We start from the raw sequence: 15,347 nt of genomic DNA on the forward strand, positions 1-15,347 counted from the left end.
GTTGCAAGGTGGAGGCGTGAATCCGGATACCCGTCACAGCAGCCCCGACACGATCGGCGAGGTCCGGCGGAGCATCAGGGACGACCTGCTGCCGGTCTTCACCGAGGTGCGCCAGGTCTTCCAGGAGTGCAAGTCCGTCGGCTTCCCCGGCTCGGGCCCGTTCGGCGAACGCCAGGTCGACGCCCTCTACCGTGCCCTGATGGACTCCCTCGTCCGCGACGCCGAGGACGCGCTCGCCGCGCTCCGGCGGTGGCAGGACGACGACCCGGCCCACACCGCCGGCGGTTGACGCCTCTGGCCTCCCGTGCCGAGGTCGAGCAGCGCGGTCGCGCCGGGCAAGCCGCGCGCCGACAGCTCCTCGTACCGCCAGGGCAGCTCGCCTTCGTAGGTGACGCGGTCGCGGAGGACGGCGAAGTCCCACCCCTCGAACGGGGTGGCCAGCGCCTCGCGGATCAGTTCGTCGTACTCCATACAGGTGATCATCGCGGACATGACGGATGTCATGTGGAGCCGGTGACAGCGCGGACTAACGAGGCGTAAGTGTTTCGATCACGATTTATGCCATGAATCTTCGCCGTTACCGATATGTCGCAGCAAGCCGCCGAGCCGCCGCCGTGACCGCCCTCGGCGCGCTGCTCACCGCGGGCACCCTGGCCGCCCCCGGCCCGGCCGCCGCCGGCAGCGGCCCCGAGACGGGGCAGGGCACGGGGCAGGGCACGGGGCAGGGCACGGGGCTCGGCACGCGTCTCGACCGGGCGGCGCTGAGCCGGAGCCTCGACGCCGTTCACGAGGCCGGCATGTACGGCGTCTACTCGGCCGTACGCGACGGCGAGGAGTCCTGGCGGGACGCGGCGGGCGTGGCCGACGTGGACACCGGCCGCCCGGTCAAGCCGTTCATGGTGCACCGCGTGGGCAGCATCTCCAAGACGTTCACCGCGGTGGCCCTGCTCCGGCAGGTCGCCCGCGGCACCGTCGAACTGGACGCCCCCATCGGCCGCTACCTGCCCGACCTGGTGCCCGGCGAGCGCGGCCGGCGGATCACCGTGCGGATGTTGCTCAACCACACCAGCCACATCGCCGACCACGTCGCCCAGGCGTTCCCCTCGCTGACGCAGGGCTCGACGAGCAGCCTGGACGACAACCGCCTGCGTTCGTTCGACTCGGCGGAGCTGGTGCGGGGGGCGCTGGCCGCCCCGGCGACGGGCGAGCCGGGGGCGCTGCCCGGCGTGTACTCCAACACCAACTACATCCTGGCCGGGCTGCTGCTGGAGAAGGTGACGGGCGAGGACGCCGAGGCGCACATCACCCGCGAGGTCATCCGCCGGGCGGGCCTGCGGCACACGTCGTTCCCGCGCACGCCGAACATCCCCGGCCCGCACTCCGGGGCGTACGAGTCGATGTACGGCCTCATCGACCCGCCGCGCGACTACAGCGTCTATGACATGTCGTGGATCACCACGGCGGGCGCGGTGGTGTCCACGATGGAGGACCTCAACCAGTTCTACCGGGCGCTGCTGCGCGGCCGGCTGCTCGGCCCGGCGGAGCTGGCCGAGATGCAGAAGACGGTGCCGGTGCTGCTCGGCGGCTACCCCTCGCCGTACGGCCTCGGCATCTACGCCACCGACCTGCCCTGCGGCAGGTTCTGGGGGCACAGCGGCAGCGTCTTCGGCATGGGAACGGAGTCGATGTCGAGCCCCGACGGCACCCGCCAGATGTCGATCGGCATGAACCGGACCAAGTACCAGCCGCTCGACGAGAACGGCTTCCCGGCGGCCAGCCCGATCGACCCGGCCCTCGTCGTCCACCTGCTCGAGGGTCTGTGCGGCCCGGCCACGGCCCGGACCAGAGCGGCGGAGCCGTCCTTCGTCCCGTTCGCCGTGGACCGGATCTCCGTCAAGCGCTGACCACGCGGGCCGGCCGGGGCGATCTAGCATGGCCGTCCATGACCGAGCCCGACTTCCGCACCGCCACCCGCGCGGCGTACGACGCCATGGCCGACCGCTACGCCGCGAGCATCCCCGAGCGCTACCGCGCCGAACCGCTCAACCACGCGATGGTCCCGCTCTTCGCCGAGCTGGTGCTGGCGCAGGGCGGCGGCGCGGTGGCGGACGTGGGGTGCGGTCCCGGCCATGTCACCGCCCATCTGCACGCGCTGGGCGTGGACGCGTTCGGGATCGATCTGTCGCCCGGGATGGTGGCGCTCGCCCGCGAAGCCCACCCGAGGCTGCGCTTCGAGGTGGGGGTGATGGAGTCGCTCAACGTGGCGGACCAGGCGCTGGCGGGGGTGGTCGCCAACTTCGCGATCCTGCACACGCCGCCGGAGGGGCTGCCGGCCGTGGTCGCCGAGTTCGGGCGCGTGCTGGCGCCCGGTGGTCATCTGCTGCTCGGGTTTCCGGCCTGGGACGGTGCCGGGCCGGCGCAGGCGTACGACCACGTGGTGACGACCGCCTACCGGCACGCGCCCGATCGGGTGGCCGGGCTGCTCCTGGAGCACGGGCTCGCCGAGGTGGCCCGGCTGACCGTCGCGCCCGGCGAGGACCCCCGGCGCGGCTTCCCCCAGGCGTTTCTGCTCGCCCGCCGTACGGCCCCCTGACAGGGACGCGGGAGCCCGCGCTCCGGCAGGCGAATCGGAGCGCGGGCCCGTGGCCGATCAGGGCGTCAGTGCGAGAACGCCTGGAACTCGGCCGCTCGGAGGTGGTCGCGCTGCGGGCTGGCGGTGGCGCAGTCCGTCGCGGAGTTGGGGTCGTTGTCCTGCTCCCCGGCGTACAGCGGGTTGCCGGTGCACTGTGTGGTGAGCGCGCGGAGCATCAGGTGGGTGGCGTTGACGGAACGGATGTCGAACGACTTGATCAGCATGTCCGCGCCCCTCGGACGCGGCAGCGCGGAGTCGAAGGCGTTCGCCTTGCTCGTGTAGACCTTCCGGAAGTTCGCCGGGTCGGCGCAGTCCTGGCTGCACGCCAGCACCTCGAAGGAGCGCAGGCTGGAGAAGCGGTTCTGCGTGCCGGGGTCGGCCGTGTCGCCGATCGTCGGGCGGAGCATGGCGCTCACCTGCACCCTGCCGACCCTGACCGGCCGGTCGCCCGCCAGGTCCACGACGACCGACTTGCCGGCGGGGGCGCCGGTGAGCGAGGCCCAGTTCGTGGCCTCGGTGTCGTCGATCAGCTTGTCCTGGTTGACGCCGTCGCCCGTGGCCGTCGCCCCGTTCGCCGCCGAGGCGAGGTTGCGGGTCAGCGGCAGCGGGAGCGGCAGCTTGACGCCGGGCAGGACCGCGTACTTCAGCCGCTTGTGGCCGAAGCCGGCGCCCGCCACGACGAAGTCGTACACGCCCGGGGTCATCTCGACGGTGTCGCCGAGCTCGGTCGCCGGGTCGGTGTCCGCGACGGGGACCACGCGGCCCTCGTAGTCGCCGACGTACAACTTCAGCGCCGCGTCCTTCGCCTCGCCCAGCGGCTTGAGCTGCAGCGAGCCGTTCTTGCCCGCCGGGTCGGCGAAGCTCGGCGTGGCGTCGGCGTCGTTCGGGCCGTTGCTGGCCGCCCCCTCGCCCAGGCCGTGCTCGGCGAAGGCGCGCCACATGATGTCCTGGTTCCTGCCGCCGAAGCGCATCCGGTCGGCGGCGAGCAGCGCGTCGCGGTGGTCCACGTAGTCGACCGCGCCGGCCGCCATGAGCAGCAGGGCGTCGAACGACAGCTGCACCCAGCGCCGGTTGCCCGGGCACTTCTCGACCGGGGTCCTGCCCTCGGCGCAGGCCAGCTGCTGCCTGGCGTTGCCCTGGCCGTAGCGCTTGACGAACGCCGCCCGCACGTCGAACTGCGTGGCCGACCAGATCTCGCCGTCCGCGTGCGGCTGCGTGCCGACGATGTCGTAGCCGAGGTTGCTGTAGTTCAGCGGGGACTTCGACATGTCGTAGTTGCGGATGCCGCGCGTCTTGTCGCCGGTGACGTAGCCGCCGGTGACGTACGGGGTGTCGCCCACGGGGCGGGTGCCGTACTCGAAGAGCTGCTCCATGGAGAACAGGTCGGAGGTGCTCTCGTTCATGGCGCCGGCCTGGGCGCCGCTCCAGCCGGCGTTCGGGCCGGCGATCATGCGGCCGGAGATGGCGTGCGTGTACTCGTGGCCGATGACCGACATGTCGTAGTCGCCGTCCACGCAGGGCGCGTAGAACGAGCCGGCGATCGGCTGCCACAGGTACATGTTGGTGATCGGCGCGACGCCGTCGGGGCCGGTGATCTGGTTGGCGTTGTCACGCACCGACAACACCCGGGCGCCGGCCTGGGCGTTGCCCTGCTCGGGGTCGTTGCCGAGCCCGCCGCGGTCGCCGTTGTCGCTCTGCATGTTCCACGCGGTCTCGGTGAAGCCGAGCCGGTAGGACCAGTCGTGCATGCGGTTGTGCATGGCGTTCAGGTTCGCCATGGCGGCCTCGAGGTCGGCCTCGCCCGGCTGGTCGAACACGGCCGGGTCGCACTTGGCCTCGTACCAGGTGTTCTTCCACGGGTAGTCGTACTCACGGCTCGGCGTGAGCACGTTGGAGCGGGTGCCGACGGTGAACGGGTCGCCGCTGGCCCGGTTCTCGACCGTCTTGGCCGCGTTGCCGACGCTCGTGTTGGTCGGCTCGCCCGTCGTGTGGTCGACGTCCCAGGGCTTGCCGGTCGCCGGGTCGCCGCCGATCACGTAGTCGCAGCCGCGGGCGGGCGAGAAGCACCAGGTCTCGCGGGTGTCCCGGGAGGAGTAGTCGCCGCGCGGGCTCGCCGGGAAGACCTCCCACTGCGGGTTGTCCGGCTCGGCGTGGTGGTCGACGAGGTTCTCGCGGGTCAGGATCGCGCCGCCGACCGCGTCCACGTGCGTGGTGTATCCCGCCTCGGCGCCCTGCGCGCCGCCGATCAGGACCACCTGGTACGCGCTGTGCACTCCGTCCGGCGCGGGCACCGCCACCGGCGTGGCCTGCTTGGTGACCGCCGTGGCGAGGTCGATGCCGGCGTCCCTTGCGGCGATCTCCATGGCCTGCTCGGCGGTGATCGCGGCGGCCGGGGGCGCGCCGGTCTCCCGCGAGAGCGAGGACGTGACGTGCACGACCTGACCGCCGGTCACGCCGACCGAGACGAGGCCGTCCACGCCGGCCGGCAGGTCGCCGAAGCGCTGCCGCAGCAGCACGGCGTGGCCGTCGCCGATCGGGTTGGCCGCGACCGTCTCCAGCGCGTCCACGGCCTCGGCCGACAGCCCGAAGACGCTCTCGTTGTCCTTGAGGTAGGTCTTCGCCGCCTGTACGGGATCGGCGCCGAGGCCCTCGGCCAGCGGTTCGGCGCTGGTGACGGTGGCCGGGGTGCCGAGGTTGTTCCAACGGATGTCGGCGGCGGGTCCGGCACGGCGGGCGTTGGCGCCGGCCGGCGGCGGCACCCGGCCCTGACGGTTGTCCACGTCGGGCTTACCGTGGTTCTCCGCCTGGAAGTCGTGGACCACCGAGGGTGGCTCGCGGCGTTCGCCTTGCGCCGCTCCGGCGAGGGGGAGAGTCGACGCGGTGAGCGCGACGACGACGAGGGTGCCGCGTAACCAGGGCTTGGACGACACGTTTGCCTCCTGCGTGTCAGGGACGCGCTTACGCGCATCTGCGCATGAGGAAACACCGGCTGATAGCAACTGACAAGATCTTGTAAAGGCGGAAATATCAGCGTATAAGCGCCCGAAAGGTGCAGGTCGGGCACGTGGCCGGTAAGGGAACGCTCACCCGTTCCCGGGCGCCGACCGCCAGGCGAGCAGCCGGCGGACCAGGCCGTGCACGCCGGTCGCCGCCTCGTCGGGCTCGCATTCGTCGTCGGGCAGGTCGTACCAGTGGAGATCGCCCTCGTACTCCGCCTCAGCCATGGAGGGCCGCCTCCCGCGCCCGCGTCACCTCGCCGCGCAGCAGGCTCCACACGTGCCTCCGGTACGCGCCGAAGGCCGGGCCGGCCCGGCGGTCGTCGAGGCGGACGTCCACGATCTCCTTGATCCGGCCGGGCGCGCGGGTCATCACCGCGACCCGGCGGCCCAGGCGGAGCGCCTCGTCGATGCCGTGCGTGACGAGCAGGACGGTCATGCCGGTACGCTCCCAGACCCGTACGAGATCGTCCCGCAACGACGCGCGGGCCGCGGCGTCGAGACCCGCGAACGGCTCGTCCATCAGCAGGACGCGGGGGCCGAAGGCGAGGCTGCGGGCGAGCGCCACCCGCCGGCGCAGCCCGGCGGAGAGTTCGTGCGGATAGTGGTCCTCCTGACCGGACAGCCCGGCGAGGGCCAGGTGCTCGCGCGCCCGCCGCGCCCGCTCCGGCCCCGGCACGCCGGCGCCCTCCAGGGCGAACTCCACGTTCGCCTGGGCAGTGCGCCACGGGAACAGGTCGTACTGCTGGACGACCACCCCGGGGTGGGGCGCGGCGACCGGCACGCCGTCCACGAGGACCTCGCCCCGTGTCGGCCGGCAGAGCCCGGCGACGAGGTCGAGCAGCGTGGACTTGCCACAACCGCTGGGCCCCACGAGCGTGAGCAGCTCCCCCGCACGCACGTCGAGGTCGAGCCCGGACAGCGCGGCGCGCGGCCCGTCCGGCCCGACGACCGGGGACATCATCGTCACGTCGCGGATGCTGATCTCGATCATGTGGCTCCCTCCACGACGACGAAACTACGAGCCCGCGACCACAAAGTCAACATTCCCTACATGAGATGTAGAAAATTACGCTGATCTCATCACATGACGAGCGACGAGGGGAAATGATGATCTTCATCACCGCCAAGTTCCGCATCCTGCCCGAGCACGCCGACCGGTGGCCGGAGATCACCCGCGAGTTCACCGAGGCCACCCGCGCGGAGCCCGGCTGCCTGTGGTTCGACTGGTCGCGCAGCCTCGACGACCCGAACGAGTACGTCCTGGTGGAGGCGTTCCGCGACGACGCGGCGGGGGCGGCGCACGTGCAGTCGGCCCACTTCAAGCAGGCCCAGCAGACGCTGCCGCCCCACCTGGCCGAGACGCCGCGCATCGTGAACACCACCGTCGCCCAGGACGACTGGTCCGAGCTGGGCGAGATGGCGGTGCCCCCGCGCGGCTGACCCCCCCGTCACGCGGCGCGCGAAGCTCGTTACGCGACTGTTACGAGCTTCGCGCGACGCGCCACATTCCCGTTTCCGCAGCTGACAGCCGCTGTTTCCGGAACGGAATTATTTTTTCCGGGTTATTGACGAAAAACCCGCGACGTCGGCAGACTCGGCGTCATGTCACCACCCCGTGGTCCCCTGGCCCAGCTCCGGCGCGGGCACGAGCAGCTCGTGCTCGGCCTGCTGCGCAAGCACGGGCCACTCAGCCGGGGCGAGCTGGGCAAGCGCTGCGGCCTGTCCCGCACGACGCTCTACGACATCCTCGCCTCGCTGGTCGCCAGCGGCACCGTCGTCGCCGCAAGCCAGCAGGACGCGCCCCGCGGCCGCGGCAGGCCCGCCGAGACGCTGACCCTCAACCCCGACGCGGGGCAGGCGATCGGCATCGACTTCGCCCGCCGGGGCCTGCACGTCGCCGCCGTCAACGTGGCTCACGAGGTCGTCGGCGCGGTCAGCGAGCCGCACGACGCCGACCTGCCGTGGGAGCGGCGGGTCGAGCTGGCCGAGCGGCTCGTCGGCTCCCTCACCGGCACCGGCTCGGGAGCCCTGCGCCTGGGCGCGCTCGACGCGATCGGCGTCGGCGTCGTCGGCCCCGTGACCGGTCCGGTCACCGGGCCGGACGCGTCAGCGGAGGGCGGCGACGCCCCGGCCGCGGACGGGCCCGCGCCGCATCCTGTGCAACTCCTGCTGCGCGAGCGGTTCGGCGTGCCGGTGCTGCTGGACAACAACACCCGGCTGGCCGCCCTGGGCGAGGCCATCTGGGGCGCCGCCGCCGGCGAGCAGGACGTGCTCTACCTGCGCCTGTCCCACGGCGTCGGCGGCGGGCTGGTGATCGGCGGCTCGCTGCACCGCGGCACGCAGGGCCTGTCCGGCGAGTTCGGCCACATCACCGTCGAGCCCGGCGGCGCGCGCTGCGAGTGCGGCGGCACGGGCTGTCTGGAGACCGTCGCCTCGATCAGGGCCGTGCTCGACGCCTACCGCGCCGTCGGCGGCCGGGCCGACGACGTCGCGCAGCTGGCCAAGTCGGTCACGGCCGGCGACACGCCCGCACTGACGCTCCTGGAGGACGTCGGCACGAAGATCGGCGCCGTGCTCGCCGCCGTCTGCAACACGATCGGCCCCGGCGTCATCGTCATCGGCGGCGAGCTGACCGAGACCGGCGAGGCGCTGATGCGGCCGATCGAGCGCGCGCTGCACGACCACGTCATGCCGGTCTCCCGGCACCTGCTGAGCCTGCGCCGCGCCAGGCTCGGCGAGGTCGCGGGCGCCCTCGGCGGCATCGCCCTGGTGCTGCACGAGTCTCCCCTGCTGTCCCGCTATCCAGCCGGTCCCGATCTCGCAAAGGACCCCACCATGACCCCATCGAGGCACCCATGACCCAGCTCACCGCGGTGGGCAAGCCGTCCGAGGCGCGGGCCGCGCGGCGCGGCGCCGGCCGCCCGAGGCGTGCCCTCACGCTCAACCTGATCGCGGTCGTCGCCGGCCTGGTCGTGTGGACGCTGCTGGCCACGGTCGGCGTGCAGGGCCTGCCCACCCCGCTGGCGGTGGCGGCCAGGGCCGGCGAGCTGATCGCCGACGGCACGCTGCCGCTGGACGCGCTGGCCAGCCTGCGCCGCGTCCTGCTCGGCTTCCTGCTCGGCACGCTGCTGGCCGTCCCGATCGGCTTCCTGATGGGCTGGTACGCCACCGCGCGCGGCCTGCTGGAGCCGTACGTGCAGTTCTTCCGGACGATCCCGCCGCTGGCGATCATCCCGCTGGCCATCGTGCTCATGGGCATCGGCGAGGTGCCGAAGGTCTTCGTGATCTTTCTGGCGGCGTTCCTGTCCAGCGTCGTGTCGACGTTCCAGGGCGTGGTGGACGTGGACAAGACGCTGATCAACGCCGCCCGTGTGCTCGGCGCCTCGGACCGGACGATCTTCGCGAAGGTCGTGGTGCCCGCCTCGACGCCGTTCATCCTGGTCGGGATGCGGGTCGGGCTCGGCGCGGCCTGGGGCACGCTCGTCGCCGCCGAGCTGATCGCCGCCCAGGAGGGCCTGGGCTTCCGGATGCAGCAGGCCCAGCTCTACTACGACCTGTCCACGATCTTCGTGGGCCTGATCGCCATCGGCGTGCTCGGCCTGCTGATGGACCGACTGCTGCTGTTCGCCGAGCGACGCCTCACCGACTGGCAGGAGCGCCGTTGAACACCAAGATCTCTTTCCGGGACGTCGTCAAGACGTACCCGATGAAGGACGGCGTCTTCACGGCGCTCGACCACGTGTCGCTGGACATCGCCGACCGCGAGTTCGTCACGGTCGTCGGCCCGTCGGGCTGCGGCAAGAGCACGCTGATGAGCATGGCCGCCGGGCTCGTCGAGCCCGGCGCGGGCGAGGTGCTGGTCGACGGCCGGCCGGTGACCGGCCCGGGGCCGGAGCGCGGCGTGATCTTCCAGCAGTACGCGCTGTTCCCGTGGCTGACCGTGCGCAAGAACGTCGAGTTCGGCCTGAAGCTCATGGACCTGCCGGCCGAGGAGCGCAGGCGGCGGGCCGAGCACGCGATCGAGCTGGTCGGGCTGTCCGACTTCGCCGACGCGCTGCCCAAGACGTTGTCCGGCGGCATGAAGCAGCGCTGCGCGATCGCCCGCGCGTACGCGGTGAACCCGCAGGTCCTGCTCATGGACGAGCCGTTCGGCGCGCTCGACGCGCTCACCCGCGTGCAGCTGCAGGACCAGCTCCTCGACACCTGGAGCAAGGAGCAGCGCACGGTCATGTTCATCACGCACGACGTGGACGAGGCCGTCTATCTGGCGCGCCGGGTCGTCGTGATGGCGGCCAGGCCGGGCCGCATCCAGCAGGTCATCGACGTGGACCTGCCGTACCCGAGGACCGAGGAGATGCGGCTGTCGCCCGAGTTCGGGCGCCTCCGCAACGAGGTCTGGCACGCCGTCTACCACCAGCCGCCGGCCGTGCCCGCGGCCTGACCGTACCCCCATCCCCCGGAAAGGACTGATCCGCCATGCGTTCTCTTCGCCGCGCCCTGACGGCCGCCTCGGCGGTGAGCCTCCTGACACTCTCCGTGACCGCGTGCTCCGACGACGGCTCCACGGTCAGGTTCGGCTACATCAGCGACTACAACGGCGCGAGCCTGCTCGCGATCGCCGGCAAGCAGGGCCTGTGGGACAAGCAGGGTCTCACCCCCGAGATCAGGGTGTTCACCAACGGCCCGCTGCAGATCCAGGCGCTCGGCGCCGGCGACCTCGACTTCGGCTACATCGGCCCGGGCGCGATGTGGCTGCCCGCCTCCGGCAAGGCCAAGGTCGTCGCCGTCAACACGCTCGCGTACGCCGACCGCGTCATCGGCCGGCCCGGCGTCGCCACGATGCAGGACCTCAAGGGCAAGAAGGTCGGCGTGCCCGAGGGCACGTCCGGCGACATGGTGCTCAACCTGGCGCTGAAGAAGGCCGGGATGGCCCCGAGCGACATCGAGAAGGTGCCGATGGACCCGGCGACCGTGGTGTCGGCGTTCGCCGCCGGGCAGATCGACGGGGCCGGCATCTGGTACCCGCTGATCGACACCATCAAGCAGAAGGTGCCGGGCATGACGGAGATCGCCAGCACCAAGGAGTTCCCCGACAACTCGTTCCCGACGGCGTTCGTCAGCGGCCCCGACCCGGACGCCGAGCTGACCGACAAGGTGATCAAGGTGCTGCAGGAGGCCAACGACTGGCGGGCCGCGCACCCCGAGGAGTCGATCAACGAGGCCGCCGCGCTGCTCAAGCTCGACCCGGCCAAGGTCAAGGCCGACGCGGCGAACGTGCAGACGATGACCACCGCCGACCTGGTCGCCAAGACCGAGGACGGCACGGTCGGCAAGTGGCTGGACAGCCTGGCCGACTTCTTCGTCGGCACCGGCCAGCTCAAGTCGAAGCCGGACCCCGCGACGTACTACACCGGCGATCTCTACACGAAGGCCTACGCGAAGTGAACCTGCTGTTCCTGATGACCGACCAGCACCGCGTCGACACCCTGGGCTGTTACGGCAACCCGCACGTGGCCACGCCGAACCTCGACCGGCTGGCGGCGACCGGCACGCGCTTCGACCGGTTCTACACCCCGACGGCCATCTGCACGCCGGCGCGCGCCAGCCTGCTCACCGGGCAGGCGCCGTTCCGGCACCGGCTGCTGGCGAACTACGAGCGCAACGTCGGTTACCTGGAGGACCTGCGGGACGACGCGTTCACCTTCCCGCAGGCGCTGAAGGAGCAGGGCTACCAGCTGGGGCTGATCGGCAAGTGGCACGGCGGCACCCACCGCAACGCCGCCTCCTACGGCTTCGACGGCCCCGACCTGCCCGGCTGGCACAACCCGGTCGACCATCCCGACTACCTGGCGTACCTCGAGGAGCGGGGGCTGCCGCCGTACAGGATCTCGGACCTGATCCGCGGCACCACGCCGAACGGCAACCGCGGCAACCTGCTCGCGGCGCGGCTGCACCAGCCGGAGGAGGCGACGTTCGAGGCCTACCTGGCGACCCGGGCCATCGAGCACCTGGAGCGGTACGCCGCCGACGGCCGGCCGTTCTACCTGGCCGCCCACTTCTTCGGGCCGCATCTGCCGTACCTGCTGCCGGACGAGTACTTCGACATGTACGACCCGGCGCTGGTCGAGCTGCCGGCCTCGATCGCCGAGACGTTCGAGGGCAAGCCTCCGGTGCAGCGCAACTACAGCGCGCATTGGACGTTCGACACGATCCCCATCGAGGTCACCCGCAAGCTGATCGCGGTCTACTGGGGGTACGTCACGCTGATCGACCGGCAGATCGGCCGCATCCTCGACAAACTGGACGAGCTGGGGCTCAGCGATGAGACGTCGGTGTTCTTCACCGCCGACCACGGCGAGTTCACCGGCGCCCACCGCCTGCACGACAAGGGCCCGGCGATGTACGAGGACATCTACCGCATCCCCGGCATCGTGCGGATCCCCGGCGAGCGACCGCAGGTCAGGGACGAGTTCGTGACGCTGACCGACTGCACGGCGACGATCCTGGAGCTGGCCGGCTGCGACACCGGGCCGGCCGTGGACAGCCGCAGCCTGGTGCCGCTCGTCCGCGGTGAGCGGCCGGAGTGGCCGGGCGAGCTGCTGGCGGAGTTCCACGGCCACCACTTCCCGTACCCGCAGCGCATGATCCGCGACGACCGCTACAAGCTGATCGTCAACCCGGAGTCGGTCAACGAGCTGTACGACCTGCACGCCGACCCGCACGAGCTGAGCAACCGCTACACCCACCCGGAGCTCGCGCCGGTGCGCCGCCGCCTGATGCGCCGGCTGTACGACCTGCTGCGCGAGCGCGGCGACAACTTCTACCACTGGATGACCCCGATGTTCGACATCGGCGCCCTCGACTACGACCCCACCCTGAGCTCCTTCGAGAAGGAGGACGCCCCCGCATGAGAAGGCTCCTGGGCCTCGCCGCCCTGCTGGCGGGGCTGGCCGTCGACCCGTTACCCGCCGCGGCGCAGGCCCCCGCCGCGTACGCCAACCCGGTGTCGGCGGGCGTCGTGGACACCTTCCCCGACCCGACGATGATCCACGCCAAGGACGGCCTCTGGTACGCCTACGGCACCCAGAACCCGGTGTTCCACAGCAAGGGCGAGGCCGGCGAGCGCATCCTGCCGATCCTGCGCTCGGCGGACATGGTGACCTGGGAGTACGCCGGCGAGGTCTTCACCCCGCAGACCGAGCCCGCCTGGCACAACGGCGCGCGGCTCTGGGCACCGGACATCCGGTACATCGACGGCCAGTACCACCTGTACTACTCGCTGGCCGGCGGTGACCTCGGCCTCGCGACCGCGCCGACGCCGACCGGGCCGTGGACGGACCGGGGCGACATCCTGCCCGCCGCGACCCAGTCGACCTGCCCGACCGGCCACATCGACCAGGCGCAGTTCACCGACGCCGACGGCACGCACTACATGTACTGGGGCAGCTACGACGTCATCTGCGTGGCGCGGATGAACGCCGACGCCACCCGCGTCGAGGGCCCCGCCCGGCAGGTCGCGCGGGGCCGCCGCATGGAGGGCGGGTACGTCGTCCGCCGCGACGGCTTCTACTACCTCTTCTACTCCGACGCCGGCTGCTGCGACGGCGCCTTCAGCGGCTACCAGGTGAAGGCCGGCCGCTCCACCAGCCCGTTCGGCCCGTTCACCGACGACGAGGGCGTGGACCTGATGGCGCTGACCTCCAAGGGCGCCGTCGTCGTGGGCGCGAACGGCAACCGCTGGGCCGGCCCCGGCCACAGCGGCTTCCAGACCGACCTGTCCGGCCAGGACTGGCTCGTCTACCACGGCATCTCGACGGCCGACCCGGACTTCCCGCCGATCGGCGGCGGGCGGCTGACGGGGCTGAGCAAGCGCCCGTTGCTGATCGACCGGCTCGACTGGATCGACGGCTGGCCCGTGGTCCGCGCCGGGGCGGGGCCCTCCGAGGGCGACCAGCCGGCGCCGGTGACGTCGTACGAGGCGGGCGGCGCGTTCGGTGAGGGCTCGCTGACCGGCTGGCGCGCCGAGGACGGCTGGTCGGCGCGGACCGACCGGGACGCCCACGGGTACGCCACCCACACGGGCGGCCTGTCGTATCTCGTCTCAGCGGGAAAGACGGCCGCCGCCGACGTACGGGCCCAGGCGGACCTGCGGGTCGCCGACGGCGCGGCCGGTCTGACGCTGGCCCACGTCAACCGCAACAACAACGTGGTCGCGTGGCTGGACGCGGAGCGCGGCGCGCTGGTCACCGACGTGGTGATCGGCGGCCGCAGCCGCGGCGAGCAGGTGACGCCGCTGCCGGCCGCGTTCGACTTCGGCGTCTGGCACGCCGTGGTGGCCGAGCTGCGCGGCGCCGAGCTGACCGTGCAGGTGAGCGCCGACAAGCTGGGCGACGCCGTCGCCGAGCAGACCCGCACCCTGCCGCGGGCCGCCGCCCGCCACGGCTCCGTGGGCGCCGTCGCGCGCGGCACGGCCGACGCCGACAACGTCGGCGCCGCGAGGCTCCACACCCCGGTCACCGAGCGCGTGCCCGCGCCCGCGGCGGGCGAGCCGCTGCCCGAGTACAGCGACGAGTTCGACGGCACGGCGCTCGACGCGAGCTGGCGATGGGTGCGCGGCCCCGCCGCCGGCGTCTCGGTCGCCAACGGCACGCTGACCTGGCCGACGCAGAACGCCGAGCTGTACCGCGACAACAACACGGCGTCGGTGCTGCTGCGGGACGCGCCCGAGGGCGACTACACGGTCGAGGCCAAGCTCCGCTTCGCGCCGTCGCAGGGCAACCAGCAGGCCGGCATCCTGCTGTACGAGAACGACGACCGCTGGTTCAAGCTGACCCACTCGGCGCTGCCGCTGCAGCGGGGCGACGGAGCCGTGCTGCGGGTCAGCGAGTTCGGCAAGGAGGGCGAGCGGCCGACGACCACGCCGCCGACCGCCGTGTTCAACGCGCCGATGTTCGGCGGGCCGACGGCGGAGACGATGTGGCTACGGCTGTCGTACCACCACGACGCCGCGAACGACGAGACCGAGGTGCGTGCGGCGACCAGCCGGGACGGCGAGGGCTGGGTGCCGGGCGGCGTCTGGACGCTGCCCGCGAAGGACAGGCCCAGGATCGGTCTGATCTCCATGAACCGGGCCGGCGCCGTGGCCGCGTTCGACTACGTGCGGACGTATCGCGATTGACGACGGGCGATTCCCGTTCTGTGAAACGTGTGTCGCCCGGCGCGGCCGGTGTGCTTGACTCACCGGCCGGTGACCACACCCTCTGGGAGGGTTCATGCGGGAGTTCGTAGGGATCGACCCCCGCGGGGCGCATGCGGTGATCCGCCGGATGGAGGCGGGAAAAGAGGCTCTCGACCGGCTCCGTCCTCTGCTCGACGCGGCGATCGCCGAGGCGGGCGAGGACTGGGCCGGCGACCCTTCCGCCGCGGCCCTGCACCGCGCGCGGGCGTTCCTCGACGAGTCCCGGCAGGAGCTCAGGTGGCGTATCCACACCCTGGAACACCTCGTGCCGGTCCGGGAGCGCGGCATGCTCACGGGAACGTTCCCGTTCGCCACCGAAGAGGATGCGGTCGAAACCGCCGACCGGCACGCCCGAGCGATCCTGCACGCCCTCACCGCCCACGACCGTAGCCCTTCTCCGGATACCCACCACGGCGTGCGATCCGCCGTAACCGCCATAACCCCCGGCGACCCCTCCTACGCCTCCACCCTCCTGACC

Annotated in this window: 14 protein-coding genes; 11 read left to right on the top strand and 3 right to left on the bottom strand. The window is 71.9% G+C overall.

The window, feature by feature from the left end:
• Positions 1–16 precede the first annotated feature (16 nt).
• The 3 genes from C1J01_RS09995 to C1J01_RS10005 all read left to right on the top strand — a co-directional run bounded on the left by C1J01_RS09995 (position 17) and on the right by C1J01_RS10005 (position 2,593).
• Positions 17–289 carry a hypothetical protein gene (locus C1J01_RS09995; RefSeq protein WP_111178407.1) on the top strand — a complete coding sequence of 91 codons (273 nt, stop codon included), beginning with the start codon at positions 17–19 and terminating at the stop codon, positions 287–289.
• A gap of 274 nt (positions 290–563) precedes the next feature.
• A complete protein-coding gene (locus tag C1J01_RS10000) occupies positions 564–1,904 on the top strand; it encodes a serine hydrolase domain-containing protein (protein ID WP_111178410.1) in 1,341 nt (446 codons plus the stop codon).
• 38 nt (positions 1,905–1,942) lie between these two features.
• Complete coding sequence (locus C1J01_RS10005; protein ID WP_111178413.1) at positions 1,943–2,593, top strand: class I SAM-dependent DNA methyltransferase; 651 nt, start codon at positions 1,943–1,945, stop codon at positions 2,591–2,593.
• Between the two features lie 65 nt (positions 2,594–2,658).
• Here C1J01_RS10005 and C1J01_RS10010 read toward each other — a convergent pair whose 3' ends face one another.
• From C1J01_RS10010 to C1J01_RS10015, 3 genes are all read right to left on the bottom strand, one after another.
• Positions 2,659–5,562: a M36 family metallopeptidase gene (locus tag C1J01_RS10010; protein WP_235854355.1), complete on the bottom strand. Its 2,904-nt coding sequence runs from the start codon at positions 5,560–5,562 to the stop codon at positions 2,659–2,661.
• A 153-nt stretch (positions 5,563–5,715) separates the two neighbouring features.
• Positions 5,716–5,856, bottom strand: a complete 141-nt coding sequence (locus C1J01_RS49710; RefSeq protein ID WP_181448669.1) for a hypothetical protein — start codon at positions 5,854–5,856, stop codon at positions 5,716–5,718.
• Positions 5,849–6,622 (bottom strand): ABC transporter ATP-binding protein, encoded by a 774-nt coding sequence (locus C1J01_RS10015; RefSeq protein WP_111178416.1) that lies wholly within the window; start codon positions 6,620–6,622, stop codon positions 5,849–5,851. The genes C1J01_RS49710 and C1J01_RS10015 overlap by 8 nt, the downstream gene beginning before the upstream one ends.
• A 116-nt stretch (positions 6,623–6,738) precedes the next feature.
• Between C1J01_RS10015 and C1J01_RS10020 the strand changes: the two genes are divergently transcribed.
• The 8 genes from C1J01_RS10020 to C1J01_RS10055 all read left to right on the top strand — a co-directional run.
• A complete protein-coding gene (locus C1J01_RS10020) occupies positions 6,739–7,071 on the top strand; it encodes a putative quinol monooxygenase (RefSeq protein WP_111178441.1) in 333 nt (110 codons plus the stop codon).
• A 162-nt stretch (positions 7,072–7,233) separates the two neighbouring features.
• On the top strand, positions 7,234–8,490 hold the full coding sequence (locus C1J01_RS10025) for an ROK family transcriptional regulator (protein WP_111178419.1): 1,257 nt from the start codon (positions 7,234–7,236) through the stop codon (positions 8,488–8,490).
• Complete coding sequence (locus C1J01_RS10030; RefSeq protein WP_111178421.1) at positions 8,487–9,296, top strand: ABC transporter permease; 810 nt, start codon at positions 8,487–8,489, stop codon at positions 9,294–9,296. The genes C1J01_RS10025 and C1J01_RS10030 overlap by 4 nt, the downstream gene beginning before the upstream one ends.
• The gene (locus C1J01_RS10035; protein WP_111178424.1) at positions 9,293–10,072 is read left to right on the top strand and encodes an ABC transporter ATP-binding protein; all 780 of its coding nucleotides are present in this window, start codon (positions 9,293–9,295) and stop codon (positions 10,070–10,072) included. Before C1J01_RS10030 ends, C1J01_RS10035 begins: the two co-directional genes overlap by 4 nt.
• A 35-nt stretch (positions 10,073–10,107) precedes the next feature.
• The gene (locus C1J01_RS10040) at positions 10,108–11,076 is read left to right on the top strand and encodes an aliphatic sulfonate ABC transporter substrate-binding protein (RefSeq protein WP_111178427.1); all 969 of its coding nucleotides are present in this window, start codon (positions 10,108–10,110) and stop codon (positions 11,074–11,076) included.
• Positions 11,073–12,542, top strand: a complete 1,470-nt coding sequence (locus tag C1J01_RS10045; protein WP_111178430.1) for a sulfatase family protein — start codon at positions 11,073–11,075, stop codon at positions 12,540–12,542. Before C1J01_RS10040 ends, C1J01_RS10045 begins: the two co-directional genes overlap by 4 nt.
• On the top strand, positions 12,539–14,809 hold the full coding sequence (locus tag C1J01_RS10050) for a glycoside hydrolase family 43 protein (RefSeq protein WP_111178432.1): 2,271 nt from the start codon (positions 12,539–12,541) through the stop codon (positions 14,807–14,809). The genes C1J01_RS10045 and C1J01_RS10050 overlap by 4 nt, the downstream gene beginning before the upstream one ends.
• A gap of 94 nt (positions 14,810–14,903) precedes the next feature.
• Positions 14,904–15,347, top strand: a 444-nt coding sequence (locus C1J01_RS10055; RefSeq protein ID WP_146615532.1) for a hypothetical protein, incomplete at its 3' end; no start/stop codon positions are given.

This window comes from Nonomuraea aridisoli (assembly GCF_003236395.1).
GTDB classification, from domain to species: domain Bacteria; phylum Actinomycetota; class Actinomycetes; order Streptosporangiales; family Streptosporangiaceae; genus Nonomuraea; species Nonomuraea aridisoli.